Below are 25317 nucleotides of genomic sequence, written 5' to 3' on the forward strand. Positions count from 1 at the left end.
GGGTTTCTGGGTGGGGAACGCTGTGGCCGTAATGCGTTATGGCCTTTTCTTTGTGACCGTTTCTCAGAGGTGGCGTATTGACAAATAGGGGAGATGCTGCCAGATCGGAGCGAGAAGCGGACACACCCTGGCCGCTACCCCTGCGACGGTGGGGACATAGGCCAACCGATCGGCAAGGAGTCCCGACATGTCCGTTAACGCGGTCACCCATCTGAACTTCCGCGGCGACGCCCGCGCGGCGCTGACCTTCTACCAGTCCGTGTTCGGCGGCGAGATGGCCGTCGTCACCTACAAGGACGCCGGAGACGTCCAGAGCCCGGCTGACCAGGTGATGTGGGGCCAGGTGGACGCCGGTGGCGGCTTTCGCGTCATGGCCTACGACGTCCCGTCCCGCCTGCCGTGGGACCAGGGGGAGAACGCCTTCTTCGTCTCCCTGCGCGGGGACACGGCCGAGGAGGTCAGTGCGTACTGGGAGAAGCTCTCCGACGGCGCGAGCGTCTCGCAGCCGCTCGGGCCCGCGCAGTGGGCGCCGCTCTACGGGATGCTGAAAGACCGGTTCGGCGTCACCTGGGTCGTGGACGTGGTCAATTCCTGAGGCGGGGAAAACGCCGCTGGCCGGGGTGATCGAACGCGGTTAACGTGAGTTCGGATCACCCACGCGGCCTCGGCATTCGGCCTGGCCGGAAAGCCTGGGAGGGACGTTCATGAAATTAGGGCGAGGGGTTCTGGCGGCGGTGCTGGCCGCCGGTGTGCTCGCTGTCGGATCGACTCCGGTCCACGCCATTCCGCCGCCTCCGCCCGGGGGCGACAACCTCATCGTCTTCACCTATTACAGCGGGGACCAGGTCGTCGGGCAGCGCTGGTTCGGCTGCAGCCAGCCCGCCGGCCAGTGGGGGACACTGGCGGGAACGCTGAAGGTCTTCTTCACTCCCTGCTGAGCCGGTCGAAGGCGAATCCCAGGGCCTGCCGCATCAGTTCCGGCAGGTCCGCCCGGCCCTCGCTCTCGGCCCAGCGCACCAGTGCCACGTGTGTGGCGCCCAGGCAGGCGCCGGCGGTCGCGCGTACCCGGAACTCCTCGGCCGGGTCGGGCGCCGGGCCGCAGAGGGCGGTGACGATCGCGGACTGGGTGGCGTACTGGCTGTCCAGGTGGTGGGCGCGCAGCGCCGGGACGGAGATCATCAGGCGCAGGCGGGCCAGCAGCATCGCCTTCTCGGCCGCGACCGCCGAGGCCGCCATCTCGACGAGGGCCAGGCCGATCCGCCGGTGGAGCGACTCGGCCGCCGGGCGGGCGGCGACGGTGGCGGCGGTCACCTGGTCGTAGTCGTCGTACAGGACCAGGTCCTCCTTGGTGGCGAAGTGCCGGTAGACGGTCATCGCGGAGACGCCCGCGGCCTCCGCGACGCTCGTCACGGTGGTCGCGTCGTAGCCCTGGTCGAGGAAGAGGCGGATGGCGTGCTCCTGGATCGCCCGCCTGGTCTCGATGCGGCGCCGATCGCGTAGGCCAGTCATGTGGTAGACAATACCAAAGTGGTAGTCACTAACACTTTGTGGAGGTCCCCCATGACACGACTGATCGGCAAGACCGCGCTGGTGACCGGCGCCGCGCGCGGCATCGGCCGGGCCATCGCCGAACGGCTGGCCGCCGACGGCGCCCGCGTGGCCGTGCACTACAGCTCCAGCGAGGCCGAGGTGGAGGAGACGGTCGGCCGGATCGGCGAGCGGGCCTTCGCCGTGCGCGCCGACCTCGCGACCATGGACGGCGTGGCCGCGCTGGCCGACGCGCTGGCGGAGCGCGAGCTGGACATCCTGGTCAACAACGCAGCAGCCCCGCCCGCCGGGCCGATCGAGACGGACACGCCCGAACAGTTCGACCGGCTCTTCTCGGTCAACGTCAAAGCCCCATATTTCCTGATCCAGCGGCTCCTGCCCCTCCTGCGGAACGGCGGGCGGATCATCAGCGTCTCGACCGTCGCCACCCGCATGGCCTACCCCGCCCAGACCTCCTTCGCCATGACCAAGGGCGCGCTGGAGACCATGAGCCTCTCCCTGGCCCAGGCACTCGGCGGCCGCGGCATCACCGTGAACGTCGTCGCCCCCGGCGCCACCAGGACCCACGCCAACGCCTCCCTGTTCACCCCGGAGGCGTCGGCCTTCTTCGCCGGCCACACGGCCCTCGACCGGGTGGGCACCGCCGAGGACGTGGCCGACGTGGTGGGCTTCCTCGCCTCCGACGCGGCCCGGTGGGTGACCGGCCAGGTCCTGGACGCCAGCGGCGGCGTGCACCTGGGCCCGCGCCTCGGCTGACTCAGAACTCCTGGTGGGTGGCCTCGATCGCGGCCAGCGTGTTGCGCAGATGCTGCAGCGTGACGGCCACGATCCCGTCGAGGTCGCGCGCCCGGTAGAGCTCGACCAGGCGGCGGTGCTCGGCGTTGGCCTCGCCGACCTGCTCGGGCCGCGCGTCCAGCGACAGGCTGACGTACGCGGAGGCGCTGGCCCGCAGGCTGCGCAGCGTCTGGGCCAGCTTGCCCTCGTCGCCCTCGTCGGAGAGCAGGCCGTGGAAGCGCCGGTTGAGGTCCACCCAGACGGACAGGTCGGGCTCGGCGGCCATCCGCTCGCACAACTCGGCGGCGGCGGCCAGCCGTTCGTCGGTGATGGAGCCGAGCACCCGCCTGATCATCAGCGGTTCGAGCGCCATGCGCATCTCGTAGATCTCGCGGACCTCGTCCAGGTCGAGGCTGCGCACCACGGCGCCGCGGTGCGCGTCGAGGTAGATGAGACCCTCGGTGGCCAGGTCGCGCAGCGCCTCCCTGACCGGGGTGGTGCTGACGTCGAGATCGTTGGCGATCTCCCGCTGCAGCAGCCGGGTGCCGGCGGCGAGCTCACCCGAGAGGATGGCGGTGCGGATCCTCTCCCTGGCGTACTCGTGCGCCGTCCGCGATCGGTTCGGCTGCTTGTTGGGCAACACCTTTCGCCTCCGATCCGGCTGGACGCGGCCACGACAGCGCCCGTTCAGCATAGCCGCCGCCGCGCGTGACGATCGCCCGCGCGATCTCCTCCCCGGGCGTGCCCGAGGCCAGCAGCAGCCACAGGAGCAGCCGGGCCTGGCGCGGGTTGAGCCGTCCCGCGGTGATCACGCCCCGGCCGATCAGATCGGACTCCGAGCCGGGGAAGGCGTAGGCGGCGCGCAGGGTGCTCCCCCCTCCGGTACGGCTGGCGAGCACGACGGGAACCCTGGCCGCCGCCTTCTCGATGGTGTCGGCCAGCGCGGGTGAGACGTGGCCGACGCCGTAGGCGGCGATCACCACGCCGTCGAGCCCGGCGTCGAGCAGGGTCCGCAGCGCGCCGCCGTCGTCGCCGAGGTGCGTCTCCAGCATCGGGACGCGCGCCTCCCCCGACGGGTACGGCAGCGCCGCCCCCCTGACCGGCCCCCCGGCGAACCGGGCAGCCCCCTCGACCACCCGCCCCAGCAGCCCGAACTCACCCGACTCGAACGCCTGCAACGCCCCGGCGTGCGCCTTGCGTACCCGGTGCGCGGCATGGATCTCGTCGTTCATGACCACGAGCACGCCCCGGTCGCGGGCCCGGGGGTCGGCCGCGGTCCTGACGGCGGCGGCGAGGTTGGCGGGGCCGTCCGCGCCGAGCGCTCCGGCCGGCCGCATCGCCCCGGTGAACACCAGGGGCGCCTCCGCCCGCCACACGAGGTCGGCCAGATAGGCGCACTCCTCCATGGTGTCGGTGCCCTGGACCACGACGACCCCGTGCGCGCCGCCGCGTACCGCCTCTTCCGCCTCGCGCACGACGTCCAGCACGAGGACGGGGGTCAGCGCGGCGCCGGGGGTGCGGCCGAGGGTCCTCGCGGTGACCCGCAGGCCGCGCAGCGCGGGCGCGACCGCGTCCAGCAGCGCGTCGCCGCCGAGCGAGGGCGCGACGGCCCCGCTGTCGGTCGGGGTCATCGTGATGGTGCCGCCCAGGGACAGGACGCGGACCAGGGGGTCGGTCATGTGCACATCCTCCATTGACAGGTTATGGGTTGCATTTTATAACATCCACATACCTCGGGGAAGCCAGCCGATGGAGGAGTGATGACAGCGGAGAAAACTGAGGTGCCACAGGCCCGGCTGACCCGGACGGTGGCCCTCACGACGATGGCCATGCTCGGCGTGTCCTACATTTTGAACGCGATGGACCGGCAGCTCTTCCCGGTGCTGCTGCCCGACATCCGCGCCGACCTCGGCCTCGCCCTCTCCCAGGGCGGGCTGCTGGCGACCGTCTTCACCCTCGGCATCGGCCTGGCCGGCGTCCCGACCGGCATCCTGCTCGACCGGCTGTCCCGCAAGGGGGTCATGGCGGTCGGCATCCTGATCTACTCCGGGTTCACGCTGCTCACGGCGTACGCGGTGGGGTTCTTCGACATGTTCGCCTACCGGGCGCTGTCGGGCGTCGGCGAGGCCATGCAGATCACCGCCCTGTTCGCCGCCGTCGGGGCCTACTTCCACGCCTCGCGGGCTTTGGCGCTGGGCTACCTGAACACGGTGTTCGGGCTGGGCAGCGTGGTCGGGCCGTTCCTGGGCGCGAAGCTCGCCACCGCCACGGGCGACTGGGCCACGCCGTTCGTCGTCTACGGGCTGCTGGGCCTGGTGATGATCGTGGTCCTGTGGCTCGGCGTCCCGAAGGTCTTCTCGGAACAGGCGGAACCGGCCAGGAGTCACGCCGTCACCGGCCAGGACCATCTCCCCGCGTCGCTGCTCAACCGCGACACCGTGCTGCTGGCGGTCAGCGCGGGCGTGGTCGGCGTGATGCTCTACAGCTATCTCGGGATCTACCCGACCTACTTGCAGGAGGAGCTCGGCTTCAGCAAGAACGACGCGGGCTTCGCGGCGGCCATGTTCGGCTTCGGCGCCACGCTGAGCATCGTCGGCGGCTACCTCGGCGACCGTCTCGACCAGCGCCGCCTGATGCTCTTCTGCCTGGCCGGGCTCAGCGTGGTCGGCCTGGTCATGTTCCACGTCCCCGGCGGGTACGGCACGCAGTACGCCCTGTCGTTCGCCGAAGGCGCGCTGGCCAGCGGCGTCCTGTTCGTCAACCTGTACTCCGCCATCCAGCGCTCCGTGCGCCCCGAGCTGGCCGGGCGGGTCTCCGGACTTTTCGTAGCCTGTTTCTACATTCCATCGGCCTTCGCCGGATACCTGTTCACGGCACTCAAAGGGCAGTTCGGGTGGGGTGGGGCGGCCGTGGGCGTGCTGGGCATCCTGCCCGTCGTGGCCTTCACCGCGCTCCTTCTGGCCGGCAAGAAAAGGGGATCTCACCGATGACGCTGGACCTGCTGATCGCCGGTGGCATGGTCGTCACCCCGGACGGCCGCCGCCGGGCCGACGTCGGCGTGGCCGACGGCCGGATCGCGGTCGTCGGCGCCGACCGGCCCGCGGCCCGCCACGAGGTCGACGCGTCGGGCCTGCTGGTCCTGCCCGGCGGCGTCGACACCCACGTCCACCTCATGGACCCGGGCAGCACCGAGCGCGAGGACTTCCCCACCGGTACCGCGGCCGCGGCGGCGGCCGGGGTCACCACCATCGTGGAGCACAGCCACGGCGCGCCCGTGCGCACGGCCGACGACCTGCGCGACAAGCGGGCGTACCTGGCCGGGCGCTCCAACGTGGACTTCGGCCTGGCCGCCCACGCCTGGCCGGGCGAGGCCGCCGACGTCGCGGGCCTGTGGGCGGCGGGCGTCGCCTTCTTCAAGGTGTTCACCTGCACCACGCACGGCATCCCCGGCCACGACGCCGCCGCGCTGCGCGCCCACCTCCAGGCCACGGCGATGTCCGGCGCGGTCAGCCTGGTCCACTGCGAGGACGAGTCGCTGACCGCCGACGCCGAGCGGCTGCTGCGTCGCGCCGGCCGCACCGACCCCGGCCTGCTGCCCGACTGGCGCGACCGCGACGCCGAGGTCGTGGCCGCCGCCGTCACCGCGCTGCTGGTCAGGCGGGTGGGCGCGCGGGCCGTCGTCGCGCACGTCAGCCACCCCGAGGTCGCCGCCTACCTGGCCCGCGAGCGGGCCGGCGGCGCGCGGCTGGGCGCGGAGGGCTGCCCGCAGTACTTCCTCCTGCGCGAGGACGAGGTGCACGAGCACGGGGCGCTGCGCAAGTTCACGCCGCCCGCCAGGGCGCGCACCGACTCCGACGAGGCGCGGATGTGGGAGCTGCTGCGCTCGGGCACGCTGACGCACATGTCCAGCGACCACGCGCCGTCCACGCTGGAGCAGAAGGCCGCCGGCGACATCTGGAACGTCCACTTCGGCCTGCCGGGCCTCGACACCACCCTGCCGGTCCTGCTGGACGCCGCCGCCCGCGGCCACCTGAGCTACGAGGACATCGCCCGGGTGTACGCCGAGACGCCCGCCCGCACGTACGGCCTGTACCCGCGCAAGGGCCGGATCGGCGTGGGGGCCGACGCCGACCTGGTCCTGGTCGACCCCGGTGGCAGGCGCACGCTGGCCAACGAGGACATGCTGTCCAAGGCGGGCTGGACGCCGTACCACGGCCGCGCCGTCACCGGCCGGGTGGTGCGCACCTACCTGCGCGGCGCCCTGGTGGCCGAGGAGGGCAAGCCCGTGGCGGCCCGCGAGGGACGGTTCCTACCCGGCGCCGGCGCTTAGGATCCCGGCGGTGGGGCACCGCCCTTCGTGATCCGTCTACAGGTTGGGAGTCTTCGATGTCCGTGCGTCGTGTCATGCCCGTCATCCAGTCGGAAGCGGTGGGGGAGAGCAGGGAGTTCTACGGGCTGCTGGGGTTCGAGGAGGTCATGGACCACGGGTGGATCGTGACGCTGGCCTCGCCCACCGAGCCCGGGGCGCAGGTCAGCTTCATGACGGCCGACAAGACCGCCCCGGTCACGCCGGACGTGAGCATCGAGGTGGACGACGTGGACGCGGCCTACGCGCTCATGCGCGACAGCGGCGCCGAGATCGTCCACGACCTGCGGGACGAGGACTGGGGCGTGCGGCGCTTCTTCGTGCGCGACCCCAACGGCCGGGTGGTCAACGTCCTGAGCCACCGCTGACCGCAGTCTAGAATACGATCGTATTCATACGAGTGTATTCACAGATGGAGCGACAGCGGTGCCCAAGAGCGTCGATCACGGGGAACGGCGCCGCCACATCGCGGCGGCACTCCTGCGCGTCGTCGAGCGCGACGGCATGGAGGCGGTCAGCGTGCGGACCGTGGCGGCCGAGGCCGGATGCTCGGTGGGCGCCATCCAGCGCTATTTCACCAGCAAGGATGAGATGCTGCGGTTCGCGCTGGCCGAGGTGGTCGAGGCGTCCGGCGAGCGCCTGCGCAACGTCCCCCTGACCACCGACGGGCGGCGCTTCCCCGAGGCGCTGCGCGAGGTGATCCTCTCGGTCCTTCCGCTGGACCCGGTCCGTCGCGGCGAGGCCCTGGTCTGGGCCGCCTTCCACGCGCAGGCGGCGGCCCGCCCCGACTTCGCCGCGGCCGTCGCCGAGGTCACGCGGGAGGCACGCGGCCTGCTGCTCGAAGCCTTGCGGCTGGCGGAGGAGGCGGGGCGGCTGCGTCCTGGCCAGGACCACGAGGCGCTGGCCCAGCTCGTCCTGGCCGTCATGGACGGGCTGATGTGGGCGATCCTCGTGGACCCCGGCGGGGTGCGCGAGGCCCACCTGGGCGCGGTGGACGCCACGGTCGCCCTGCTGTGCGCGGAGGAAGGGAAACGATGAGGGTTCTGATCTGCGGCGCGGGCATCGCCGGGCTGGCCCTGGCCGTGCTGCTGGAGCGCGACGGGCACGAGGCGGTCGTCGTCGAGCGCGCCCCCGGGCCCCACGGCGCCGGGTACATGCTCGACTGTCAGGGGCCGGGCTTCGACGCCGCCGAGAGCATGGGGCTGCTGCCCGAACTGCGCGCGAGGGCCTTCACCCTGTCGGAGCTCGTGCACCACGACGACGAGGGCGCGGTGACCGGGCGGTTCGTCGACGACCGGCCGGGCAGTGACAGGATCCTGTCGCTGATGCGGGGTGAGCTGGAGGACGTGCTCTTCCGGTCGATGAAGGGCGAGGTCCGCTTCGGCCGTACCGTGCGGTCCTACGACGACGCCGGCGACGGCCTCGCGGTGACGCTGAGCGACGGCGCGGTGGAGCGCGCGGACCTGCTCGTCGGCGCCGACGGCATCCACTCGCGGATCCGGGCGATGACCTTCGGCGCGGACGGGCACACGCTGCTCGATCTGGGCTTCCAGACCGCGGCCTACGTCTTCCACGACCCTGGGACCGCCCGCGCGCTCGGCGACGGCCTGCACATGCTGGAGGCGCCCGGCCGGCAGGTCGGCGCCTATCCCGCGCACGGCGGGCACGTCGCGACCCTGTTCACGCACCGCACCCCGCCGGGCGCGCCGCTGCCCGCCGACCCGCGTGCCGAACTGCACAAGGTGTACGGCGGGCACGGCTGGCTGGTGCCGAGACTCCTGGACAACTGCCCGGCGCGGCCGTACTACGACCGCGTGGCCCAGATCGACCTGCCGGTCTGGAGCCGGGGGAGGGTGACGCTGGTCGGCGACGCCTGCCAGGCGATGTCGTTGCTCACCGGGCAGGGCGCGGGCATGGCGCTGGCCGGGGCCCACGCCCTGGCCGGGGCGCTGCGGGACGGCGGCGACCTGGAGGCGGCGCTGGCCCGGTACGAGCGGTCGGTTAGGCCGGTGGTCCTGCGGGTGCAGGCCGAGGGGAGGGAACTGGCCGAGGAGTTCGTCCCGCGCGCCTGAGCGGGTCAGCGGGGGGCGAAGCCGTTCAGGAGGGCCTCGACGACGGCGTCAACGGTGGGCAGTTCCTTCTCCAGGAGGCCGCGGTAGACGACCACGCCGACGAGCATGTCGCTGAGCAGCCACAGGTCGGCGTCCTCGCGTACTTCGCCCCGCGCGAGGGCCCGGTCGTAGATGGACCACGAGCGGTCCATCCTCGACCGCATGGACTCGCGCAGGACCTCGGCGATGGCCGGGTCGCGTCCCGCCTCGCCGTAGATCTGCCTGGCGACGTGGCCCATCGCCTGCCATCCCTCCATCGTCTCGGTGACGACCACGCGCAGGTCGCCGGCGAAGGACCCGGTGTCGGGCATCGTCACCGCGGCGTCCATGGCCGCGCCGAGCGCGTCGATGAGCAGGTCGCGCTTGGTGGCGTAGCGGCGGAAGACGCTCGCCCTGCCCACGGAGGCGGACTGGGCCACCTCGTCCATGGTGAAGTCCAGTCCCTTGGTGAAGAGCAGGGTGGCCGCCGCCCGCTTGATGCGGAGATCGACCTCAGGGTCCGGCTTGCGGGCCATAAGTGAGACTCCTAGTATCAGATACTATGCGTATCAGAATCCTCATCATAGGCGCGGGACCGGGTGGACTGGTCGCGGCGCGCTCACTGGCCGCCGCCGGGCACGACGTGGACATCCTGGAGCGGGCGCCGGAGCTGCGGACCACGGGCGGCTCCGTGACGTTGTGGCCCGGCTCGATCCGCATCCTGCGCGAGCTCGGGGCGGACCCCACCGACCTGGGCAGCAGGCTGACCCGGCTGGAAAGCTGGTCGCCGGAGGGCCGGCCGCTGATGACGATCGACCTGCTGCGCGCCGAGCGCAGACACGGCGCCCCCAGCGTGCACCTCGCCCGCAGGGACCTGGTCGAACGCCTGGCCGACGGGGTGCCGGTCCGCTACGGGAGCGAGGTCGTGGCGGTCGACCCCGACCGGGCCGAGGTCACGCTGGCCGACGGGACCACGCTGGCCGGCGACATCCTGGTCGGCGCCGACGGACGCAACTCCCCGGTACGCCGGGCCCTGGGCAAAGAGGACCCGGCCATCCGCACCGAATGGGTCACCTGGCAGACCTTCGCCGACGTACCCAGGGAACTGGTCGACACCGGGCGCTCCCTGGTCATCACCGGCGAGGAAGGCATGATGGGCCTGACCCCGGCGGGCCCCGGCCGGGTCCTGAACTGGTTCGAGGTGCGCACCGCGCCCGGCCGTCCCCTCTGGCTGGACGAGGCCGACCCGATCGGCCGGCTCAAGGAGCGGTTCGGCCACTGGAAGGGCCTGGTCCCCGAGGTGCTGTCCACGGTCACCGAGATGGAGCCGTTCGCGCACTGGCGGCACAGGGTGCCGGCGGTCTGGGGACGCGGCCCGACCACGCTGCTCGGCGACTCGGCCCACACGATGCCGCCCAGCCTCGCCCAGGGCACCAACCAGGCGGTGGAGGACGCCTGGCTGCTGACCCGCTCGCTGGGCGACCTGCGCGGCTACGAGCGGACCCGGTCCAGGCAACTGCGCCTGCCCGCCCGGCTGGCCGGTGACGAGATCGCCAACCAGCCGGGCAGGAAGATGCCCGGCGGGCCGATGAGCGCCGTGTACTCCTGGTGGATCCGTAAGTCGAGCGGCTACCTGTCGGCGCGCTCTACCAGGACCCCGCGACCTGGCGGATCGGGGCGTTGAGCCGGTTGAAGAGATTGGTCGTGGCGATCATGAGCAGGATCGAGGCGAGCTGCTGCTCGTCGAAGTGGTCGGTGGCGGCGTCCCAGACCTCGTCGGAGACGGAGTCGGGGCGGTCGGCCAGCCGGGTGGCGGCCTCGGCGAGCTGCAGCGCGGCCCGCTCGGCGTCCGTGTAGTACGGGGCCTCGCGCCAGGCGGCGACCAGGCCCACGCGATCGTCACTCTCGCCGAGCTTGCGCAGGTTCTTGAGACCGGCGTCGACGCAGAAGCTGCAGCCGTTGATCTGGCTGACGCGAAGGTGGATCATCTCCATCAGTTCCGGGGGCAGGCCCTGGGACTGGGCGGCCTTCATCAGCTCCATGATCGGCTTCATCGCGGCGGGAATGATCGTCGCGGGGTTCTTCATCCGGGCTTCCATTTTGTCCTCTTTCATCGCTGTTGCTGTGAGAACAGGCTGACCGCCGGGGTTGATACATTCGCTATGCGTAGACGATGGGGTGACAAATGGTGCGTTTTCAGCTTCTGGGGCCGGTGCAGTTCGTCGCCGACGGGGCCGTCCTTCCGGCCATCGCGCCGCGGCATCGTGCGGTCCTGGCCTACCTGCTCCTCAACGCCGGCCGGGTCATCAGCATCGACCGGCTGATCGAGGCCATGTGGGGCTACGACCAGCCCGACACCGCCCGCTCGCAGGTCCACGCCTCCATCACCGCGATCCGCAAGGCGCTGCGCGCGGCCGGCGACGGGGACCTGCTGGAGACGCGGGCCGGCGGCTACGTCGTCAACCCGGCGCAGGGGCAGGTGGACACGCAGGAGTTCACCGAGCTCGTCACGCTCGGCGACCTGCGCGGGGCGCTCGCCCTCTGGAACGGCGAAGCGCTCGAAGACGTGAACGCGCACTACGTCACCGGAGCCCGCGATCTGTGGAACGACCGGCGGCTCACGGCCTGCGAACGCCTGGCGGAGGCCGAGCTCGCCGCGGGCCGGCACGCCGAGCTGCTCGACGACCTGGCGGCCCAGGTAGCCGCCCACCCGATCAGGGAGAAGCTCAACGCCCACCTGGTCCTGGCCCTGCACCGATCGGGCCGGCAGGCCGACGCGCTGGCCGTGGCCCGCGCCTACCGCACGGCCCTGGCCGACGAGCAGGGACTCGATCCGGGGCACGCGTTCGCGGAACTGGAGCGGGCGGTGCTGAACGACGACCCGTCGCTACGCCTGGCCGAGCCGGCCGAGACGGCCGAGCCCGCGCCGCCGGTGCAGCCCGCGCCCAAGCGCACCTTCCTGCCTTACGACATTCCCGACTTTTCTGGGCGTACGGCCGAGCTGGACCGGCTGGCCGACGAGCAGGAGGCGGCCCTCGTCACCATCGACGGCATGGCCGGGATCGGCAAGACCACGCTGGCCGTCCACGTGGCGCACCGGCTCGCCGAACGGTATCCGGACGGCCGGCTCTTCCTCGACCTCCAGGCCCACACGGCGGGCCGTACCCCCGTCGAGCCCTCAGCCGCGCTGGAGGCGCTGCTGCGCCAGCTCGGCGTGCCCGCCGAACTGATCCCCGCGACCCCGGTCGAGCGCGGCGCGCTGTGGCGGGCCGAACTGGCCGGTCGCCGGGTGCTCGTCGTCCTGGACAACGCCCTCGACGCCGACCAGGTACGCCCCCTGCTGCCCGGCGGCGCCGACACCCTCGTGCTGGTCACCAGCAGGCGGCGGCTGGTCGGCCTGGAGGGCGCCCGCGCCCTGTCCGTCGAGGTCCTGGGCGAGCGGGACGCCGCCGAGCTGTTCGGCCGGATCGTCGGCGAACGCGCGGCGAACGAGCCCGACGCGGTCCGCGAGGTGCTGGAGCTGTGCGGCCACCTGCCGCTGGCCATCCGGATCTCCGCCGCCCGCCTGCAGCACCGCCCGCGCTGGACGGTCGCCTACCTGGCCGGCAAGCTGCGCGACCAGCGACGGCTGCTGGACGGGGTGTCGGCCGCGTTCAGCATCTCCTACGAGCAGCTCCACGAGGACGAGCAGCGGATGTTCCGCCTGCTCGGGCTGGTGCCCGGCCGTGACATCGACGCCAACGGCGCCGCCGCCCTGGCCGGCATCCCCGAGGACGAGGCGGAGGAACTGCTCGAAAGCCTCCTCGACGCCCACATGCTCCTGCAGCTCGAACCGGGCAGGTACACCTTCCACGACCTGCTGCGCGAGCACGCCCGCTCACTCGGCGCCGACGACGGCGCGATCCTGCAGTTGCTCGTCTACTACCTGCACCGCTCGCGCGCGGCGATGGACCGGCTCTTCCCCGACAGCGTCGTGCAGCGCGAGGGCATCCCGCAGCCGCAGTCGCCGATCCCGCCCATCCGCGACGCCGACGAGGCGCTCACCTGGCTCGACGCCGAGCGCTCCAACATCATCGTGACCGCGCTGCACGGGCCCGAGGTCTGCCTCGGCTACATGGGCCTGGCGCTGCGCCCGTACCTCGACCGGCAGGCGCACCACGACGACGCCCTGACCCTGCACCACCTGATCCTGCGCCGCAGCCGCAAGCTCGGCAGCGGCTTCGACGCGCAGGCGCTCACCGACCTGTCCTGGACGTACTGGCGGCTCGGCCGCTACGAGCAGGCGGAGGAGCACGCGAACCAGGCCCTGGAGGCGTGCGAGCAGCCGCAGGAGGAGGCGCGCGCCCTGCTGACCCTGGGTAACGTCGCACAGCGCCGCCGCCAGGACGAGCAGGCGGAGCAGCACCTCAAGCGGGCGCTCGACCTGACCCGCGTCGGCGGCGACCGATGGGGCGAGGCCCACGTCCTCGGCTACCTCGCGCTCGTGCTCGACCGGGCCGGGCGTCCCGAGGAGGCGCGCAGGCACCTCGACGTGGCCCTGGCGCTCCACCGCAAGCTCGGCAACCCGGGCGGCGAGGCGCTGGTGCTCAACCACCTCGGCGTCGTCCTTCGCCACCAGGGCCGGCTCGACCAGGCCCGCACCAGGCACGAGGAGGCCGCCGCGCTGTACCGCAAGCTCGGCAACGCCACCGACGAGGCGACCGCGCTCAACGGGCTGGCCGAGGCGGCCGGCGACCCCGCGCGGGCGGTCGAGGAGCACACCGCCGCGCTCGCGCTGGCCGACGCCTCCCGCAATCGTCCCGAACAGGCCCGCGCCCACGACGGCCTGGCCCGCGCGCACCTCAAGCTCGGTCACTCCGGCCAGGCCCGCGAGCACGGCCGCCTGGCCCTGGACCTCTACGGGGAGCTCGGCGTCCCCGAGGCGGACGACGTCCGCGCCCTGCTCGATCACGCCGGGTAGCCTCACCGGGCCACGTGCTCCCGCCGCCCATCGGGTACGGCTGCCGCCCGCCTGCCCGCGGCCACCGACAACGCGGCGGTCACGACGGTGACCAGCAGGACCGCCGCCAGGGCGAGAAGGGTCGCGGCGTCCGGGTGGATCAGCGACTGGCCGCGTGCCGCCTGCCAGGTCACCACCGCGACCAGCCCGGTGTAGCCGAGCGCGGCGCTGCCGACCAGCCGGGCGCGGACCTTCTCCGGGCGCAGCCAGCCCCGCCGGGCCGACCGCGCCGACAGCACCGCGGCGAGCAGGAGCAGTAGCTGGATGCCGTGCAGGGCGAAGAAGTGGGGGACGCGCATGTCGCCGCCGGTGACGCTCCAGCCGGTGAGGAACATGCCGTGTCCGTCGGGGTCGCCGGTGCCGTGGCCCTGGTACATGGGCACCTGCCTGCCGTTGGCGTCGGTGACCGTGCGCGGGGTGATCTGGGTGACCAGCCAGTAGACGGGCAGGAGCATCCCGAAGATGGCCAGCGCCAGCCCGGCGCGGATGGCCCGGTTCAGCGCCGCGTCGCCGGTGCGCTGGATCAGCACGACCACCCCGAGCACCAGTTGCCCGATCAGGATGATCATCACGCCGTAGGTGAGGATGGGGACCAGCGCCGCCGTGACCGGGTCGGTCAGGTCGGCGTTGAAGTGGCTGAACGTGCCGCGTGCCGCCTGGATCGTGATGGCGCCGACCTCCACGAGGGCGGTCACCGCGAACACGTGGCCCACCCAGCGGCCCACCCGCCTGCCCCTGGTCAGCTTGGTCGACAGCCAGGCCAGCGTGAGGGCGTACAGGCCCAGGGCGAATCCGAACTTGAGCGGCTTGACCCACACCGACTCGTTCAGCAGGGTCCGGTCGTCCACCACGAGGCCGACGGCCGAGGCCAGGGTGAGGCCGAACATGAACGTCGCGCACACCACCAGTGGACGGTGCCAGGTGCGCACTGGGGCGAGAGAGGTGGTCATCAAGGGCTCCGTTTCACTGATTTGCGAACACATGAAAGCTAACTTGCGTTCAATAATTCGTCAACGATAGAAGCTGTCTCAAAAGTCCTTCTTGCAGCTCAGATATGCTGAACTCTTGCAATGAGTCTGCCGCTGAACGCAAGCAATAAGTGACGTCACTTGCAATGGGGTGAGGTTGAACGCAAGAATGGGGGCGCACGCGACAGGAAGGCGGGGCGATGCCCGGAGGCAGGCTGACCCAGCAGGACCGGCAGCGGATCGCCGACGGCCTGGTGAAGGGGCTCACCTACACGGAGATCGCGGGCCTGCTGGACCGGCCCATCTCCACCGTCACGCGGGAGGTGGCCAGGAACGGCGGCCCCGGCGGCTACCGCGCGGGCCAGGCCCAGCGCGCCACCCAGAGCCGCGCCCGCCGCGGCAGGCCCGCGCCGCCATCGCCGCACGTCGAGGACGAAGCGGAACCGGGCCGGGACGCGGCAGCCGTTCGCGACGTGGAGGAGCGGTTCACCGGCGTGGTGGCCGCCACGGGCCTGTCCCGCATGACGGCCAGGGTCCTGACCTGCCTGTACCTGACCGACAGCGGCAGCCTGACCGCGGCGGAGCTCGTCCGGCGGTTGCGGGTCAGCCCCGCCTCCGTCTCCAAGGCGGTCGGCGAGCTGGAGCAGCAGCACCTCATCCGCCGCGAACGCGATCCAAGGCGGCGGCGTGACCGCTACGTCATCGACGCCGACGTCTGGTTCCGCGGCTGGACGGCCAGCGCCGGCCAGAACCTCGTGCTGGCCGACCTCGCCCGCGAGGCCGCCCGGGTGCTGGGCGTGACGACGCCGGCCGGAATGCGCCTCCAGGACATCGGCGACTTCTTCCGGCATGTGAGCCAGGCCATGATCGAGGCCGCGGAACAGTGGAGCCGGGACTACGCCGCCAGGAAACGCCGCGACTCCTGATCCCGGGCCGACACGGGGGCGGCGGATGGTGGAACGCGCGGGTGCGGGTCGATAACTTGGCCCGTCTGAAAAGCGGGCCGCGGTGCCTTACCCGGCCCGGTTCAAGGGCTCAGGTATGGGGGCAGAGCACCGCCGCCCCGCCTTGCCGTCGATATGTGGGCATTTCTGGATATGTGTGGCGCATCGCCGGGAACTGAAGATGTTTTTGATCTGGATATGCTTTCTGCCGGTTCTCCGTGAGTTCCGCGCTGGCAGGATTCGTCAGGGCGATCCGCCGTACTGGCGTCGCTGATCGCGCCTCAGCGAGGCCAGCTGATATCGGAGCTCACTTTCCCTGCTGATCCGCAGCAGTGCCTCCTTGGTCTGCCTCCGCAAGAGCGCGCGAAAGTACTGAACCTGCGTCGAGGACGGAAAGGTAATTGGTGTGGTTTCCGTATGGGGTGGATTGCGGCGTGTCGCGGTGGTCAACGTCATGGCGGCGATGCTAATCAGCGCGCCGGGCTCCCCGGGGGCACTTGCCGTAGATCAGGAAAGACCCTCGACGAGCCACGGGACGGGGGTTGCCGGCGCCAAAGCGTCGAAGGGCAAGGGCAACACCTGGACGATGGCGAACACCCTCGAACGTGCCCGCGGCGTCGCGCCCTCGGGCATCATCATGACCGTCGAGAAGAAGATGGCGTACGGCACGCGCGTCGCCAAGGCGGAGACGCTGCGCGCCGACCCCGGCGCCCCGCCCGACGAGTACCTGGACCCGGTCAACGCCAAGGCCGCCGCCGGCATCAGCGACCTCTACGAGGGGTTCGCGGTCCGGCCGAACGGCTGGAGTGACGTCGCCACCCTGACGTTCACCTTCTCCAGCCCGGTGCGCAACCCGCGCCTGCACGTGGCCGGCACCGGCGGCGCCACGGTGGACTCGGCGGGCAACCGCGAGGAGTACTGGACGGGGCTGCGGCTGTCGGGCGGCACCCCGTCGCCGCCGACGTTCAGCAAGGTCGCGGGCTTCCCCGGCTTCGAGGTCGGGCGGCAGGCCATCGTGCCCAACGCGGGCGGCCGCCAGCGGGAGACCACCTGCGGCGTCGTCTACATGTGCGGCACCGCGCAGGTCAACGGCATGGTCACCTCGTTCACGGTGGACGTGCGGGCGCGTAACGTGCGCAGGACGCTGCCGGCCGGCGACCCGTTCATGTGGGGCGTCTTCCGCGTCACCTTCGAGCAGGACGACTCCGACGCCCCCGGCTCCTACGGCGCCGCCTCCCACTCGATCTCCGACCAGGTGATCGGCGCCTCGGCCACCTCCGACCGGCCGGGAACGGTGAGCTTCACCCCGCGCAGGCTCGACGACGACCAGGACGACGCCGCCGCCTGGCTGCCCTCGTCCGGGCGGCTGGAGGCCACGCGGGACCGGCGCCTCCAGGTCGCGCTGCCGGTGCGCACCACGTCGTCCGGGGTGCTGGCCGGGTGGGTCGACTTCGACCGCGACGGCCGCTTCCAGCCGGGCGAGCGGGCCTCGGTCGTGCTGCCCGCGGGCTCCTCGCGCGCGGCCCTGACCTGGGCGTTGCCGCAGGACGCCAAGCCGGGACCGACCTGGCTGCGCCTGCGCCTGGCCGAGGCCGCCGCCGAGGTGAGCATGCCCACCGGCTGGGCGGCCACCGGTGAGGTCGAGGACCACCGCATCAATCTCCTGACCCCCGGTCAGCTCCGCGTCACCCACGCGGCGACCCCCGGCCGCGTCGGCAGGGGCGGCTCCCTGACCTTCACCACGCGCGTCCACAACACCGGCAGGACGGCCCTTCCCTACGACCTGTCGATGCGCCTGGACGACGTGCTCGACGACGCGCGGCTGCGGGCGATCAACCCCCGCCCCACCTCCCGTACGCGCTCCGCCCTCACCTGGCGGGGCCTGCTCGAACCCGGCGCCACCCGCGAGATCCGCGTACGCGCCCAGGTCAGGAACGGCGAGCGCGGCAACGGCAAGGTGGCCACGCGCTGGCCGGGCACGTGCGAGGACCGCGGGTGCGGCGCCTCGGTGAACGTGCGCGACTGACCGCCACCCCGAACAACCCCCAGACCATCACGTGAAACGCAGGCGCGGTGCGGGCCCCAGGGCCGGTGCCGCGCCTGCCGATCGTAGAAATGAGACGCATGTGATCTGGGCCAGATTCTCCGCAGCCTTCCTCGCCCTGTGCGTGGGGCTGCTCGCCGCGCCTCCCGTGCGCGGCGCCGTCGACCGCGACGTGTTCATCGTGGCGCTACGGCTCCCGCCGGACGGCGACGAGGCCGGCGTCGAGCGCCAGGCCGCCGTCCTGGCACAGCGCTACGGCGGCGAGGTTCACCACGTCTACGCCTCCGCCCTGCGCGGCTTCTCCGCCTCCATGAGCCGCGAGCAGGCGGCGGACCTGGCCGCCGACGGGCGCGTGGCCACGGTCGAGCACAACCAGGTGTTCAGCTCCCAGGCGGCCCCGTGGGGCCTCGACCGGGTCAACCAGCGCGGCCTGCCCCTGGACGGGATCGGCGTGCGGGGCGGCAGCGCCGCAGGGGTCACGGCGTACGTCATCGACAGCGGCCTGCGCCTGACCCACACGGAGTTCGGCGGCAGGGCGCGCGACGGCTACGACGCCGTGGACTCCGACTCCGTCGCCCAGGACTGCTACGGCCACGGCACCCACGTGGCGGGCATCCTCGGCGGCGCCACCTACGGCGTGGCCAAGGACGTCGACCTGGTCGGCGTGCGCGTCCTGGACTGCGCGGGCTACGGCACGACCGCCGAGATCGTGGCCGGGATCGACTGGGTGACCGCCAACGCCCGCCGTCCTGCCGTGGTGAACATCAGCCTGCAGAGCGGCCGCAGCTCGGCCATCGACCGCGCGGTGCGCAGTTCCATCGCCACCGGCATCCCGTACGTGGTCTCGGCGGGCAACCAGAACTCCGACGCCTGCGAGGCCTCGCCCTCGGGCGCCAGGGAGGCCATCACGGTCGGGGCCACCACCCGGGACGACGAGCGGGCCCCGTTCTCCAACGGCGGCCGGTGCGTGGACCTGTTCGCCCCCGGGGTCGCCGTGGACTCCGCCTGGTTCACCGACGACACCTCGGCCCGTACGGCGAGCGGCACCTCGATGGCCACGCCGCACGTCGCGGGAGCGGTGGCGCTGATGCTGGCCAGGAGCCCGCGAGCCACTCCCGCCGACATCGCGGCGGCGCTCATGGCGACGTCCACGAGAAACGTCGTATCGGGACTCCGGCGTGATACGCCCAACAGGCTGCTTTACGTCGGGGATACCGAACCGAAGCAGTGACCCAGGAGTGCGATATGGCCCGATTTGGCCATATTTAGGAGGGCAGTCTTCGGCCTTTCTTGGCGCTCAGAGAAAAGGCCGAATGACTGATTGTATTCCTTCTGCTGTGCCAAGGAATCCATGGCGGTCTTTGACTTTAATACGGCAAGGATCGGTGGAATTAGTATGCGTGGCGCGGCAAGGTAGTCATGCATGGCGCAGCTGCCAACTCAACAGGCGGCGCCACCAATTCCATTCGCACACTGGAGGAAGTAAACATGCTTCGTCGCATTGTCATCGGTGCGCTCGCCGCAGGCGCTTTCCTGGCTGCCTCGTCCACCGCAGCTTCTGCGGCCACGTGGGAGAAGGGCAACGACGACAACGTCGGCAACGCCCACAGCCCGGCGTCGATCGTCGTTCCGGTGCTCAACCACGCCCTCAACGGCAACGAGGTTGACGTCCTGACGATCGCGCACCTGGAGCGCATCAACCTGCAGCTCCTGACCAACAACACCAGCCTGACCGACATCGAGGGTCGGGACGGCTGAGCCGTACGCAAGACAGTCCGTGCGAAGTGCCGGTGCGCTGGCAGCAGTGACAGCGCGCCGGCATTCGCGCAGACCTCGAGTGACGGCAGGTCAGGAGGCCGCACGCGAACCGGCTGGTGAGCGGTAGACGGGCACTCTCCCTCACCTACAGTCGACGTTGCCCCTGGTGCGGCTCCCAACTCCCGAGGAGCCGGATCAGGGGCATTTTTTATTGCCCGCGCGGGTCAGCGGGGATCGCGCCGCGCGGGCCTGACCAGCCCGACGAAATTCCGCCGGTCGATGGTCTCTATGCGCACCACCTCGCCGGTGAATGGCGCGACGACCATCTGGTTCGCTTTGATCGCGACGCCGACGTGGTCGGGACCTGGGCGCTTGGAATCGGTCTCGAAGAAGGCCAGGTCGCCGACCTGAATTCGGGTCCTTGGAATCCGGGTTCCCGAGCGCCACTGTTCATAGGTGGTGGAACCGATTCCCACACCCGCCCGCGCCCACGCGTACTCGGTCAGTCCCGCGCAGTCGAAGCCTTTGACGCGTTTTCCCCTGCCGGTCCCGTAGCTGGGACCTGAGGCGCCGCCGCCGCCCCATGAATAGGGCGTGCCGAGCGTGCCGAGAGCGGTGTCGGCCGCCAGGCGGCCGCGGGCGAGGGCCGAGGAGCGCTCGCAGGCGCTCGAGTACCACGAGGCGCACCACTGGAAGAGCTCGGGAACGGGGTCCAGCGGAAACGGGGGGACCGCGCCCACGAAGAGAGCTCCACCGACGATGACCTCGATCTTCATGAGGGTGAAGGTGCCCGCGGGCGCGGTCGATCAGCCTCAAAGGCAGATCATGTACCGCAAAAAGGTACTTACTACTGGGCGGGGCCCAGGAGCGCGACGTGCGGGTCGCCGTGCAGCATCTCGCTGCCGGGCCCGGTACGCGCGGGCGGCGCCGTGACGGCGAAGTCGCTCGCCCTGACCACGGACACCGAGTGCCGCCCCGGGCTCCGAGGCTGCACCGTCACCGGGGTGCCCAGGGTGCGTGCGCGCACCGGGGTGTCGGCCGGCGAGGTGACGACGATGGTCGGGGTGGCGGTGGCGGCGGCCGTACCGGGGGAGGACAGCCAGGCGAGCGCGCACAGGCCCGCGGCGATCGCGTACTTGGTCATCGGCATGAGGGCTCCACGGTGACAGGTGCGGACCGGCGGCGGCCGGACACCCGCGCGACCAGCGCGGGGGCGATCGTGGCCGCGGCGAAGCGGGAGCCGTGCACGAAGCGCATGACCGGGCCGAACGTGGGCGCGGCCGCGAGACCCACGACGAACAGGCCGGGCACCGAGGACTCGAACGTCCTGCTCAGCACGGGCATCTGGTGCTGGTGCGCGACCTCGCCGCGCAGTCCGGGCTCCAGCACGCTGAAGCGGCGCACGTCGACCACGTAGCCCGTCGCCGCGATGACGCGGTCGGCGTGCAGGTGGAAGAAGCCGCCGGAGGCGTCCTGGAGGCGCAGGTCGACGCCCTCGCCGCCGGGGGCCGCCCGGCGCAGCCGCGCCCCGAGGCTGGTCGGGACGCTGGTGAAGCGGTCCCTGAGCCACCAGGAGCCGGCCGGGCCGAGCGTGGTGCGCACGATGCGCCGCCGCAGGCGGCCGGGCAGGTGACGGACCAGCGCGGGCCGCTCCGACCAGGTCCAGGACCGCCAGCCGGTCCCCAGCCCCGACCGCGGCGCCAGAAGGCGGGCCATGGCCGAGCGCTCCTCGACGGGCGTCTCGTTCCACTTCAGCGCCGCCGCGCGCGCGACCAGATGGGGGTACGCCCCGGCCTCCTGCAGCAGGCAGGCGGTCTCGATCGCCGACTGGCCGGCGCCGATCACCGCCACCTTCTCCCCGGCGTAGCAGCTCAGGTCGTTGAGCTGGCAGCTATGGGCCAGCAGCGACGAGGGCAGCGCCGCCAGCGCCGCCGGGATGCGGGCGAACGGCACGAAGCCCACCGCCAGCACGACGGCCCGCGCATGGACCTGCCTGCCCGTCTCCAGCGTGACGGTGAACGTCTCGTCGTGCTTGGCGACGTCCACCACATTGATCGGCGTGACGCGGTCCTGGACGGCCTGCTCGCAGAACCATTTCCCGTAGTCGACGAAACGCTCCACGGGAGTGGGCCGGGCATAGGCGTAGGGGAATCCGTGCGAACGGCAGTATGCCGCCAGCGTGAAATCCCCGGCCGGGTCGGCGAGATGCGAGGCGAAAGGCTCGGACTTCAGCAGCATGCCGGTCGGCATGTGCTTGTCCCAGGCGTTCATCGGCTGGCCGAAGACCTGGGCGTCAAGTCCGGCGCTGATGGCGTACGCGGCGACGGAAAGGCCGTAGGGCCCGGCTCCGATGACCGCGACGTCGACGGTTTCGGTGTTCATGGCATTCTTTCGATCGTTGGTCGGCATGCCCGCATGGCGCGTAGAAATGTATGTCGCACCATTCCTGTGAAGGGCTTGACATCATCTCTTGCGTACCACGCCAGCTCATCCGCCTGGCGTAGGGAGGACAGCCATCCCGGGCGGTGGCGGCCGTTTCCGCCAGGCTTTCTTGTCAGCTTCCGCAGGAGGTCGTAATTCTCCACGAGATACGTCCTGCCGTACTGCGGCGAACCGAAGTTTGAGGGTTGCCCGGTAAGGTCCAGATAGGCGGCCCTGATGACGTCGATGCGGTTGGAGTCGCCGAAGAGGCGGAACTGCGCGCCGACGCGGGGATTGAAGTCGAGAAGGTAGTACCTGCCGTCCCTGACGTCGTAGCGGAAGTCCATGTCGAGGATTCCGGCGTAGCGCAGGGACGTGGCGAGGGTCCTGGCGGTCTGGTCGATCTCGGGGTTGGGCAGCCAGCGGCCGAGCGTGGTGATCCCGGCGGCGGGGGGATAGGCGCGCTCCTTCCTGCCCGAGCCGGCGAAGTCGCACGTGGAGTCCGCGCGGAAGTAGCCGTGGAAGAACCAGTCGCCGTCGCGGACCGGCGGGATGTAGCGCTGCAGCAGCAGCTCGCTGTCGTGCTCGGCGGCCCGTGCGGTCAGGGTGCGGAGCTGGTCGGGCGAGCGCAGGAGCGTCGTGCTGCGCAGGCCGCGCGCGCCGGCCGCCAGCCAGGGCTTGGCCCACTTGGCCATCATCGGGAAGCCGTAGGCGCGCTCGGCGAAGCGCAGGTCGTCCGGGGTCTCGGCCACGTGGGTGTCGGGGTGGGCGACGCCGAGGTGGGCGCAGATGGTGGCGAGCGCGTGCTTGTCGGCGAGCTGGGCGGGGAGTTCGCCGGCCGGATTCGATATCCGGAATCTGGGGGAGAGGTCCTGTGCGTGCTGCGCCGTATAGATGGCGGTGATGTCGTCCATTGGCAGCAGGACCGGATTTCCGCCGATGCGGTCGGCGGCGGAAAGCATTGTGCGGAGAAAGCTCTCCTCCGTCGTGGGCGCGGCATCCCAGTGCCCGCAGCTCGAGAGATATTTCGACCGGGCCGCGGGACCGTGCGGCCCTTCGAGAACGGCATGCACCTCGACGCCCATGCGACCCAGCGACCGAATGGCGGCGAGGGTGCCGTGATGGAATGGGTTGCGGTCCATCCTGACGACCAGTGCCGGGGCCCTCGGGGCGACGGGCAGGCAGTTGCGGATATCGTTATTCCGCTTCTGTTGGGGAGCGTCCTTCACCGGTCTTTCCTATCACGGACACGGTGAATTGTTTTTCATGCGGGCGTTATTGTTTCTCCAATGTCGGGGACGAGTTGGTGCAGAAAGCTCTTTTGTGGCGAATCGGTCATCCTGTGCATTGCTTGCGAAACTCCGGAGGAGATTTGATGTTCTCGGGAGGTGAGAAGGGGAATGGAAGCTCGCAGTAATGCCTTGACGTGCAGGAATGGTGAGTTAGCCGCATGAGGACGCAAATGTTCCCCGGACTTAGGCACAGGGGCGCGCTCGGGGCCGCCGTTTTGCTCGTGGCCGCCGTCGCCGTACAACCGGACGCGGTCGCCGAGCCCGAGCGGCCCGGCGCCGTACCCATCAAGCAGCGGGCCGCGCTCGGCGTCTTCATGGGCTCCGACGCCCACGGAACCGCCCGCCTGCCCGACTTCGAACGCTGGCTCGGCCGCGAGGTCACCGTCGGCAGGACCTACATCCCCGGCGAGACGTGGGCGGCCTTCCACGGCCCCGACTTCATCCTGGAGCCCTGGACCCGGTGGCGCTCCGCCCGGCCCGGCAGGATCCTCGCGATCAACGTGCCCATGGTGGCGCCCAACGAGGGCGGGCTGACCGACGCCGCGGTCTCCGTGCTGCTGAACGCGGGCGCGGCCGGAGCCTTCGACCTCACCTTCAAGAAGCTGGCCGACCGGCTGGTCGACGAGGGGGCGGGGGACTCCATCATCGTCCTCGGCTGGGAGATGAACGGCACCACCTACTCCAGCCGCTGCGCGCCCGACCCGGTGGCGTGGAAGGCGTACTGGCGGCGGATCGTCACCAGCATGCGGTCGGCGCCGGGCCAGCGCTTCCGCTTCGACTTCACGGCCAACCGCGGGCGCGACGCCATCCCGTGGACCGAGTGCTACCCGGGCGACGACGTCGTGGACATCATCGGCATGGACAACTACGACCAGCCGCCCTCCGACGGCTTCCAGTCCTACGTCTCCCAGCCGTACGGGCTGCGCGACCACGCCGAGTTCGCCAAGGCGCACGGCAAGCCCATGTCCTTCCCCGAGTGGGGCCTGTTCCGGTACGGCGACCGCCCCACCTACGTGCGGCAGATGCTCGACTGGATCGGACGGCACAACGTCGCCTACCACTCGCTGTCGGACTACTGCCCGCACGGGGTGTGGCAGTGCTCGGCCAACCCGCGTTCGGCGGCGGGGTTCCGGAGCGTGCTGCAGCAGATGCTCCCGACCCCCGACGTCCCCACCCCGACCACACCCCCACTGCCCAGCGCCCCGGCCGTCCCACCGAAACCCGCAGTACCCAGCACCTCGGCCCTGCCCTCCACACCCGCACTGCCGAGCACGTCGGCCCTGCCGTCGAAGCCCGCACTGCCCAGCCCGTCCGGGTTGCCGAGCGCTTCGGCGCTTCCGGCCAAGCCCGCGCTCCCCAGTGCCTCGGCGCTCCCGGCCAAGCCGGCGTTGCCCAGCCCGTCCGGGTTGCCGAGCGCGCCCGCGCTGCCCAGCATGTCGGCCCTGCCGGCGAAGCCCGCCGTCCCGTCCACGCTGCCGAGCGCCTCCGCACTCCCGGCCAAGCCCGCCCTGCCCAGCGCCTCGGCGCTTCCGGCCAAGCCCGCCCTGCCCAGCGCTTCGGCGCTTCCGGCCAAGCCCGCGTTGCCGAGCGCGTCCGCGTTGCCATCAGCACCGGCGCTGCCCAGCGCCTCGGCTCTGCCGTCCGCGCCCGCGCTGCCCGGCGCGTCCACGCTGCCGTCCGCGCCTGCCATTCCGCTGGGCGCCGGTGACGGAGCGGCGACGACCGGGCCGGTGCCGCCGCTGGGGCCGACGTCCAGCCCCGTGCCGCCCACCATCGTCCCGCCGACCCCACCCACCATCACGCCGCCCACGCCGCCCACGCTCCCGGCCATCACCCTGCCGCCGCAGGTCGCCCGCGAGCCCATGCTCACCTGGCTGGTCGGCCTGTGGCGGAGCCTGCTGACGATGGTCGTGGTGCCGCCGCCGGTCGAGCTGGAGGTGCCGGGGAGCCTGCCGAGCCCGACGGTGCTGCCGCCGGCCGTACCGGGGGACGAACTGCCGACCTGAGCGCGAACGCCGCGGCGCAAAGGGCCAGCGCACCCCGACCGCGGCGGCGCTGAAGGTCACAGCACCGCTGCGGCGCTGAAGGTCACAGCACCGCTGCGGCGCTGAAG

At 71.5% G+C, this 25317-nt stretch carries 26 protein-coding genes; 15 read left to right on the forward strand and 11 right to left on the reverse strand.

Going from position 1 to position 25317, the window contains the following annotated elements:
* Nucleotides 1–187 precede the first annotated feature (187 nt).
* Nucleotides 188–595 carry a VOC family protein gene (locus ACIBEJ_RS46325; protein ID WP_397189384.1) on the forward strand — a complete coding sequence of 136 codons (408 nt, stop codon included), beginning with the start codon at nucleotides 188–190 and terminating at the stop codon, nucleotides 593–595.
* 109 nt (nucleotides 596–704) lie between these two features.
* Nucleotides 705–938, forward strand: a complete 234-nt coding sequence (locus tag ACIBEJ_RS46330) for a hypothetical protein (RefSeq protein WP_397189385.1) — start codon at nucleotides 705–707, stop codon at nucleotides 936–938.
* Here the strand turns inward: ACIBEJ_RS46330 and ACIBEJ_RS46335 are convergent.
* Nucleotides 925–1509 (reverse strand): TetR/AcrR family transcriptional regulator, encoded by a 585-nt coding sequence (locus ACIBEJ_RS46335; protein ID WP_397189386.1) that lies wholly within the window; start codon nucleotides 1507–1509, stop codon nucleotides 925–927. The two genes, ACIBEJ_RS46330 and ACIBEJ_RS46335, sit on opposite strands and share 14 nt — an antisense overlap.
* A gap of 51 nt (nucleotides 1510–1560) precedes the next feature.
* On the opposite strand from ACIBEJ_RS46335, the gene ACIBEJ_RS46340 reads away from it, so the two are divergent.
* A complete protein-coding gene (locus ACIBEJ_RS46340; RefSeq protein WP_397189387.1) occupies nucleotides 1561–2304 on the forward strand; it encodes an SDR family oxidoreductase in 744 nt (247 codons plus the stop codon).
* A gap of 1 nt (nucleotide 2305) precedes the next feature.
* On the opposite strand, the gene ACIBEJ_RS46345 is transcribed toward ACIBEJ_RS46340, so the two are convergent.
* Both ACIBEJ_RS46345 and ACIBEJ_RS46350 read right to left on the reverse strand, forming a co-directional pair.
* A complete protein-coding gene (locus tag ACIBEJ_RS46345; protein WP_397189388.1) occupies nucleotides 2306–2965 on the reverse strand; it encodes a GntR family transcriptional regulator in 660 nt (219 codons plus the stop codon).
* Nucleotides 2880–4001 carry an asparaginase gene (locus ACIBEJ_RS46350; protein ID WP_397189389.1) on the reverse strand — a complete coding sequence of 374 codons (1122 nt, stop codon included), beginning with the start codon at nucleotides 3999–4001 and terminating at the stop codon, nucleotides 2880–2882. Before ACIBEJ_RS46350 ends, ACIBEJ_RS46345 begins: the two co-directional genes overlap by 86 nt.
* An 81-nt stretch (nucleotides 4002–4082) precedes the next feature.
* Here ACIBEJ_RS46350 and ACIBEJ_RS46355 point away from each other — a divergent pair, with 81 nt between their 5' ends.
* From ACIBEJ_RS46355 to ACIBEJ_RS46375, 5 genes are read left to right on the forward strand one after another with little or no spacing between them, the layout of a single operon-like run.
* On the forward strand, nucleotides 4083–5312 hold the full coding sequence (locus ACIBEJ_RS46355) for an MFS transporter (protein ID WP_397189390.1): 1230 nt from the start codon (nucleotides 4083–4085) through the stop codon (nucleotides 5310–5312).
* On the forward strand, nucleotides 5309–6652 hold the full coding sequence (locus ACIBEJ_RS46360) for a dihydroorotase family protein (RefSeq protein WP_397189391.1): 1344 nt from the start codon (nucleotides 5309–5311) through the stop codon (nucleotides 6650–6652). The genes ACIBEJ_RS46355 and ACIBEJ_RS46360 overlap by 4 nt, the downstream gene beginning before the upstream one ends.
* 56 nt (nucleotides 6653–6708) lie before the next feature.
* Nucleotides 6709–7056, forward strand: coding sequence for a VOC family protein (locus tag ACIBEJ_RS46365; protein ID WP_397189392.1), 348 nt, complete (start codon nucleotides 6709–6711; stop codon nucleotides 7054–7056).
* A gap of 58 nt (nucleotides 7057–7114) precedes the next feature.
* Nucleotides 7115–7726 (forward strand): TetR/AcrR family transcriptional regulator, encoded by a 612-nt coding sequence (locus ACIBEJ_RS46370; protein WP_397189393.1) that lies wholly within the window; start codon nucleotides 7115–7117, stop codon nucleotides 7724–7726.
* A complete protein-coding gene (locus tag ACIBEJ_RS46375) occupies nucleotides 7723–8760 on the forward strand; it encodes an FAD-dependent monooxygenase (RefSeq protein ID WP_397189394.1) in 1038 nt (345 codons plus the stop codon). The genes ACIBEJ_RS46370 and ACIBEJ_RS46375 overlap by 4 nt, the downstream gene beginning before the upstream one ends.
* A 5-nt stretch (nucleotides 8761–8765) precedes the next feature.
* On the opposite strand, the gene ACIBEJ_RS46380 is transcribed toward ACIBEJ_RS46375, so the two are convergent.
* Nucleotides 8766–9314: a TetR-like C-terminal domain-containing protein gene (locus ACIBEJ_RS46380; RefSeq protein WP_397189395.1), complete on the reverse strand. Its 549-nt coding sequence runs from the start codon at nucleotides 9312–9314 to the stop codon at nucleotides 8766–8768.
* A gap of 26 nt (nucleotides 9315–9340) precedes the next feature.
* On the opposite strand from ACIBEJ_RS46380, the gene ACIBEJ_RS46385 reads away from it, so the two are divergent.
* A complete protein-coding gene (locus ACIBEJ_RS46385) occupies nucleotides 9341–10462 on the forward strand; it encodes an FAD-dependent oxidoreductase (RefSeq protein WP_397189396.1) in 1122 nt (373 codons plus the stop codon).
* Here ACIBEJ_RS46385 and ACIBEJ_RS46390 read toward each other — a convergent pair.
* Entirely contained in the window at nucleotides 10425–10865 is a 441-nt protein-coding gene (locus ACIBEJ_RS46390; protein ID WP_397189397.1) for a carboxymuconolactone decarboxylase family protein, read from the reverse strand. The two genes, ACIBEJ_RS46385 and ACIBEJ_RS46390, sit on opposite strands and share 38 nt — an antisense overlap.
* A 98-nt stretch (nucleotides 10866–10963) precedes the next feature.
* Between ACIBEJ_RS46390 and ACIBEJ_RS46395 the strand changes: the two genes are divergently transcribed.
* Entirely contained in the window at nucleotides 10964–13738 is a 2775-nt protein-coding gene (locus ACIBEJ_RS46395; protein ID WP_397189398.1) for a tetratricopeptide repeat protein, read from the forward strand.
* A gap of 2 nt (nucleotides 13739–13740) precedes the next feature.
* Here the strand turns inward: ACIBEJ_RS46395 and ACIBEJ_RS46400 are convergent, their stop codons facing one another.
* On the reverse strand, nucleotides 13741–14727 hold the full coding sequence (locus ACIBEJ_RS46400; RefSeq protein WP_397189399.1) for a hypothetical protein: 987 nt from the start codon (nucleotides 14725–14727) through the stop codon (nucleotides 13741–13743).
* A gap of 218 nt (nucleotides 14728–14945) precedes the next feature.
* Here ACIBEJ_RS46400 and ACIBEJ_RS46405 point away from each other — a divergent pair, with 218 nt between their 5' ends.
* Entirely contained in the window at nucleotides 14946–15671 is a 726-nt protein-coding gene (locus ACIBEJ_RS46405; RefSeq protein ID WP_397189400.1) for a MarR family transcriptional regulator, read from the forward strand.
* Nucleotides 15672–15932: 261 nt separating this feature from the next.
* Here the strand turns inward: ACIBEJ_RS46405 and ACIBEJ_RS46410 are convergent, their stop codons facing one another.
* Nucleotides 15933–16145 carry a hypothetical protein gene (locus ACIBEJ_RS46410; protein ID WP_397189401.1) on the reverse strand — a complete coding sequence of 71 codons (213 nt, stop codon included), beginning with the start codon at nucleotides 16143–16145 and terminating at the stop codon, nucleotides 15933–15935.
* Nucleotides 16146–16275: 130 nt separating this feature from the next.
* Here ACIBEJ_RS46410 and ACIBEJ_RS46415 point away from each other — a divergent pair, with 130 nt between their 5' ends.
* The 3 genes from ACIBEJ_RS46415 (at nucleotide 16276) to ACIBEJ_RS46425 (ending at nucleotide 19491) form a co-directional block, all read left to right on the forward strand.
* A complete protein-coding gene (locus ACIBEJ_RS46415; RefSeq protein ID WP_397189402.1) occupies nucleotides 16276–17715 on the forward strand; it encodes a GEVED domain-containing protein in 1440 nt (479 codons plus the stop codon).
* A gap of 100 nt (nucleotides 17716–17815) precedes the next feature.
* On the forward strand, nucleotides 17816–18964 hold the full coding sequence (locus tag ACIBEJ_RS46420) for a S8 family serine peptidase (protein WP_397189403.1): 1149 nt from the start codon (nucleotides 17816–17818) through the stop codon (nucleotides 18962–18964).
* 257 nt (nucleotides 18965–19221) lie between these two features.
* Nucleotides 19222–19491, forward strand: coding sequence for a hypothetical protein (locus ACIBEJ_RS46425; protein WP_397189404.1), 270 nt, complete (start codon nucleotides 19222–19224; stop codon nucleotides 19489–19491).
* A 224-nt stretch (nucleotides 19492–19715) separates the two neighbouring features.
* Here the strand turns inward: ACIBEJ_RS46425 and ACIBEJ_RS46430 are convergent, their stop codons facing one another.
* The 4 genes from ACIBEJ_RS46430 to ACIBEJ_RS46445 all read right to left on the reverse strand — a co-directional run bounded on the left by ACIBEJ_RS46430 (nucleotide 19716) and on the right by ACIBEJ_RS46445 (nucleotide 22874).
* A complete protein-coding gene (locus ACIBEJ_RS46430) occupies nucleotides 19716–20267 on the reverse strand; it encodes a C40 family peptidase (RefSeq protein WP_397189405.1) in 552 nt (183 codons plus the stop codon).
* Nucleotides 20268–20338: 71 nt separating this feature from the next.
* Entirely contained in the window at nucleotides 20339–20641 is a 303-nt protein-coding gene (locus ACIBEJ_RS46435; RefSeq protein WP_397189406.1) for a hypothetical protein, read from the reverse strand.
* Nucleotides 20632–21873, reverse strand: coding sequence for an NAD(P)-binding domain-containing protein (locus ACIBEJ_RS46440; RefSeq protein ID WP_397189407.1), 1242 nt, complete (start codon nucleotides 21871–21873; stop codon nucleotides 20632–20634). Before ACIBEJ_RS46440 ends, ACIBEJ_RS46435 begins: the two co-directional genes overlap by 10 nt.
* Nucleotides 21870–22874: an ATP-grasp domain-containing protein gene (locus tag ACIBEJ_RS46445; protein WP_397189408.1), complete on the reverse strand. Its 1005-nt coding sequence runs from the start codon at nucleotides 22872–22874 to the stop codon at nucleotides 21870–21872. The genes ACIBEJ_RS46440 and ACIBEJ_RS46445 overlap by 4 nt, the downstream gene beginning before the upstream one ends.
* Nucleotides 22875–23362: 488 nt before the next feature.
* Here ACIBEJ_RS46445 and ACIBEJ_RS46450 point away from each other — a divergent pair, with 488 nt between their 5' ends.
* The gene (locus ACIBEJ_RS46450; protein WP_397189409.1) at nucleotides 23363–25210 is read left to right on the forward strand and encodes a glycosyl hydrolase; all 1848 of its coding nucleotides are present in this window, start codon (nucleotides 23363–23365) and stop codon (nucleotides 25208–25210) included.
* The last annotated feature ends 107 nt before the right edge of the window (nucleotides 25211–25317 follow it).

The sequence above is a fragment of the Nonomuraea sp. NPDC050790 genome (assembly GCF_044456745.1).
Taxonomy (GTDB): domain Bacteria; phylum Actinomycetota; class Actinomycetes; order Streptosporangiales; family Streptosporangiaceae; genus Nonomuraea.

What these genes read in the sequence shown, in the direction of transcription:
- ACIBEJ_RS46375 (WP_397189394.1), top strand. Translation starts at nt 7,723, where the DNA reads ATGAGGGTTCTGATCTGCGGCGCGGGCATCGCCGGGCTGGCCCTGGCC.
- ACIBEJ_RS46440 (WP_397189407.1), bottom strand. Translation starts at nt 21,873, where the DNA reads ATGAACACCGAAACCGTCGACGTCGCGGTCATCGGAGCCGGGCCCTAC.
- ACIBEJ_RS46400 (WP_397189399.1), bottom strand. Translation starts at nt 14,727, where the DNA reads ATGACCACCTCTCTCGCCCCAGTGCGCACCTGGCACCGTCCACTGGTG.
- ACIBEJ_RS46415 (WP_397189402.1), top strand. Translation starts at nt 16,276, where the DNA reads ATGGCGAACACCCTCGAACGTGCCCGCGGCGTCGCGCCCTCGGGCATC.
- ACIBEJ_RS46445 (WP_397189408.1), bottom strand. Translation starts at nt 22,874, where the DNA reads ATGCTTTCCGCCGCCGACCGCATCGGCGGAAATCCGGTCCTGCTGCCA.
- ACIBEJ_RS46350 (WP_397189389.1), bottom strand. Translation starts at nt 4,001, where the DNA reads ATGACCGACCCCCTGGTCCGCGTCCTGTCCCTGGGCGGCACCATCACG.
- ACIBEJ_RS46425 (WP_397189404.1), top strand. Translation starts at nt 19,222, where the DNA reads ATGCTTCGTCGCATTGTCATCGGTGCGCTCGCCGCAGGCGCTTTCCTG.
- ACIBEJ_RS46330 (WP_397189385.1), top strand. Translation starts at nt 705, where the DNA reads ATGAAATTAGGGCGAGGGGTTCTGGCGGCGGTGCTGGCCGCCGGTGTG.
- ACIBEJ_RS46380 (WP_397189395.1), bottom strand. Translation starts at nt 9,314, where the DNA reads ATGGCCCGCAAGCCGGACCCTGAGGTCGATCTCCGCATCAAGCGGGCG.
- ACIBEJ_RS46390 (WP_397189397.1), bottom strand. Translation starts at nt 10,865, where the DNA reads ATGAAGAACCCCGCGACGATCATTCCCGCCGCGATGAAGCCGATCATG.
- ACIBEJ_RS46335 (WP_397189386.1), bottom strand. Translation starts at nt 1,509, where the DNA reads ATGACTGGCCTACGCGATCGGCGCCGCATCGAGACCAGGCGGGCGATC.
- ACIBEJ_RS46325 (WP_397189384.1), top strand. Translation starts at nt 188, where the DNA reads ATGTCCGTTAACGCGGTCACCCATCTGAACTTCCGCGGCGACGCCCGC.
- ACIBEJ_RS46430 (WP_397189405.1), bottom strand. Translation starts at nt 20,267, where the DNA reads ATGAAGATCGAGGTCATCGTCGGTGGAGCTCTCTTCGTGGGCGCGGTC.
- ACIBEJ_RS46395 (WP_397189398.1), top strand. Translation starts at nt 10,964, where the DNA reads ATGGTGCGTTTTCAGCTTCTGGGGCCGGTGCAGTTCGTCGCCGACGGG.
- ACIBEJ_RS46405 (WP_397189400.1), top strand. Translation starts at nt 14,946, where the DNA reads ATGCCCGGAGGCAGGCTGACCCAGCAGGACCGGCAGCGGATCGCCGAC.
- ACIBEJ_RS46435 (WP_397189406.1), bottom strand. Translation starts at nt 20,641, where the DNA reads ATGCCGATGACCAAGTACGCGATCGCCGCGGGCCTGTGCGCGCTCGCC.
- ACIBEJ_RS46385 (WP_397189396.1), top strand. Translation starts at nt 9,341, where the DNA reads ATGCGTATCAGAATCCTCATCATAGGCGCGGGACCGGGTGGACTGGTC.
- ACIBEJ_RS46450 (WP_397189409.1), top strand. Translation starts at nt 23,363, where the DNA reads ATGAGGACGCAAATGTTCCCCGGACTTAGGCACAGGGGCGCGCTCGGG.
- ACIBEJ_RS46410 (WP_397189401.1), bottom strand. Translation starts at nt 16,145, where the DNA reads ATGACGTTGACCACCGCGACACGCCGCAATCCACCCCATACGGAAACC.
- ACIBEJ_RS46360 (WP_397189391.1), top strand. Translation starts at nt 5,309, where the DNA reads ATGACGCTGGACCTGCTGATCGCCGGTGGCATGGTCGTCACCCCGGAC.
- ACIBEJ_RS46355 (WP_397189390.1), top strand. Translation starts at nt 4,083, where the DNA reads ATGACAGCGGAGAAAACTGAGGTGCCACAGGCCCGGCTGACCCGGACG.
- ACIBEJ_RS46365 (WP_397189392.1), top strand. Translation starts at nt 6,709, where the DNA reads ATGTCCGTGCGTCGTGTCATGCCCGTCATCCAGTCGGAAGCGGTGGGG.
- ACIBEJ_RS46340 (WP_397189387.1), top strand. Translation starts at nt 1,561, where the DNA reads ATGACACGACTGATCGGCAAGACCGCGCTGGTGACCGGCGCCGCGCGC.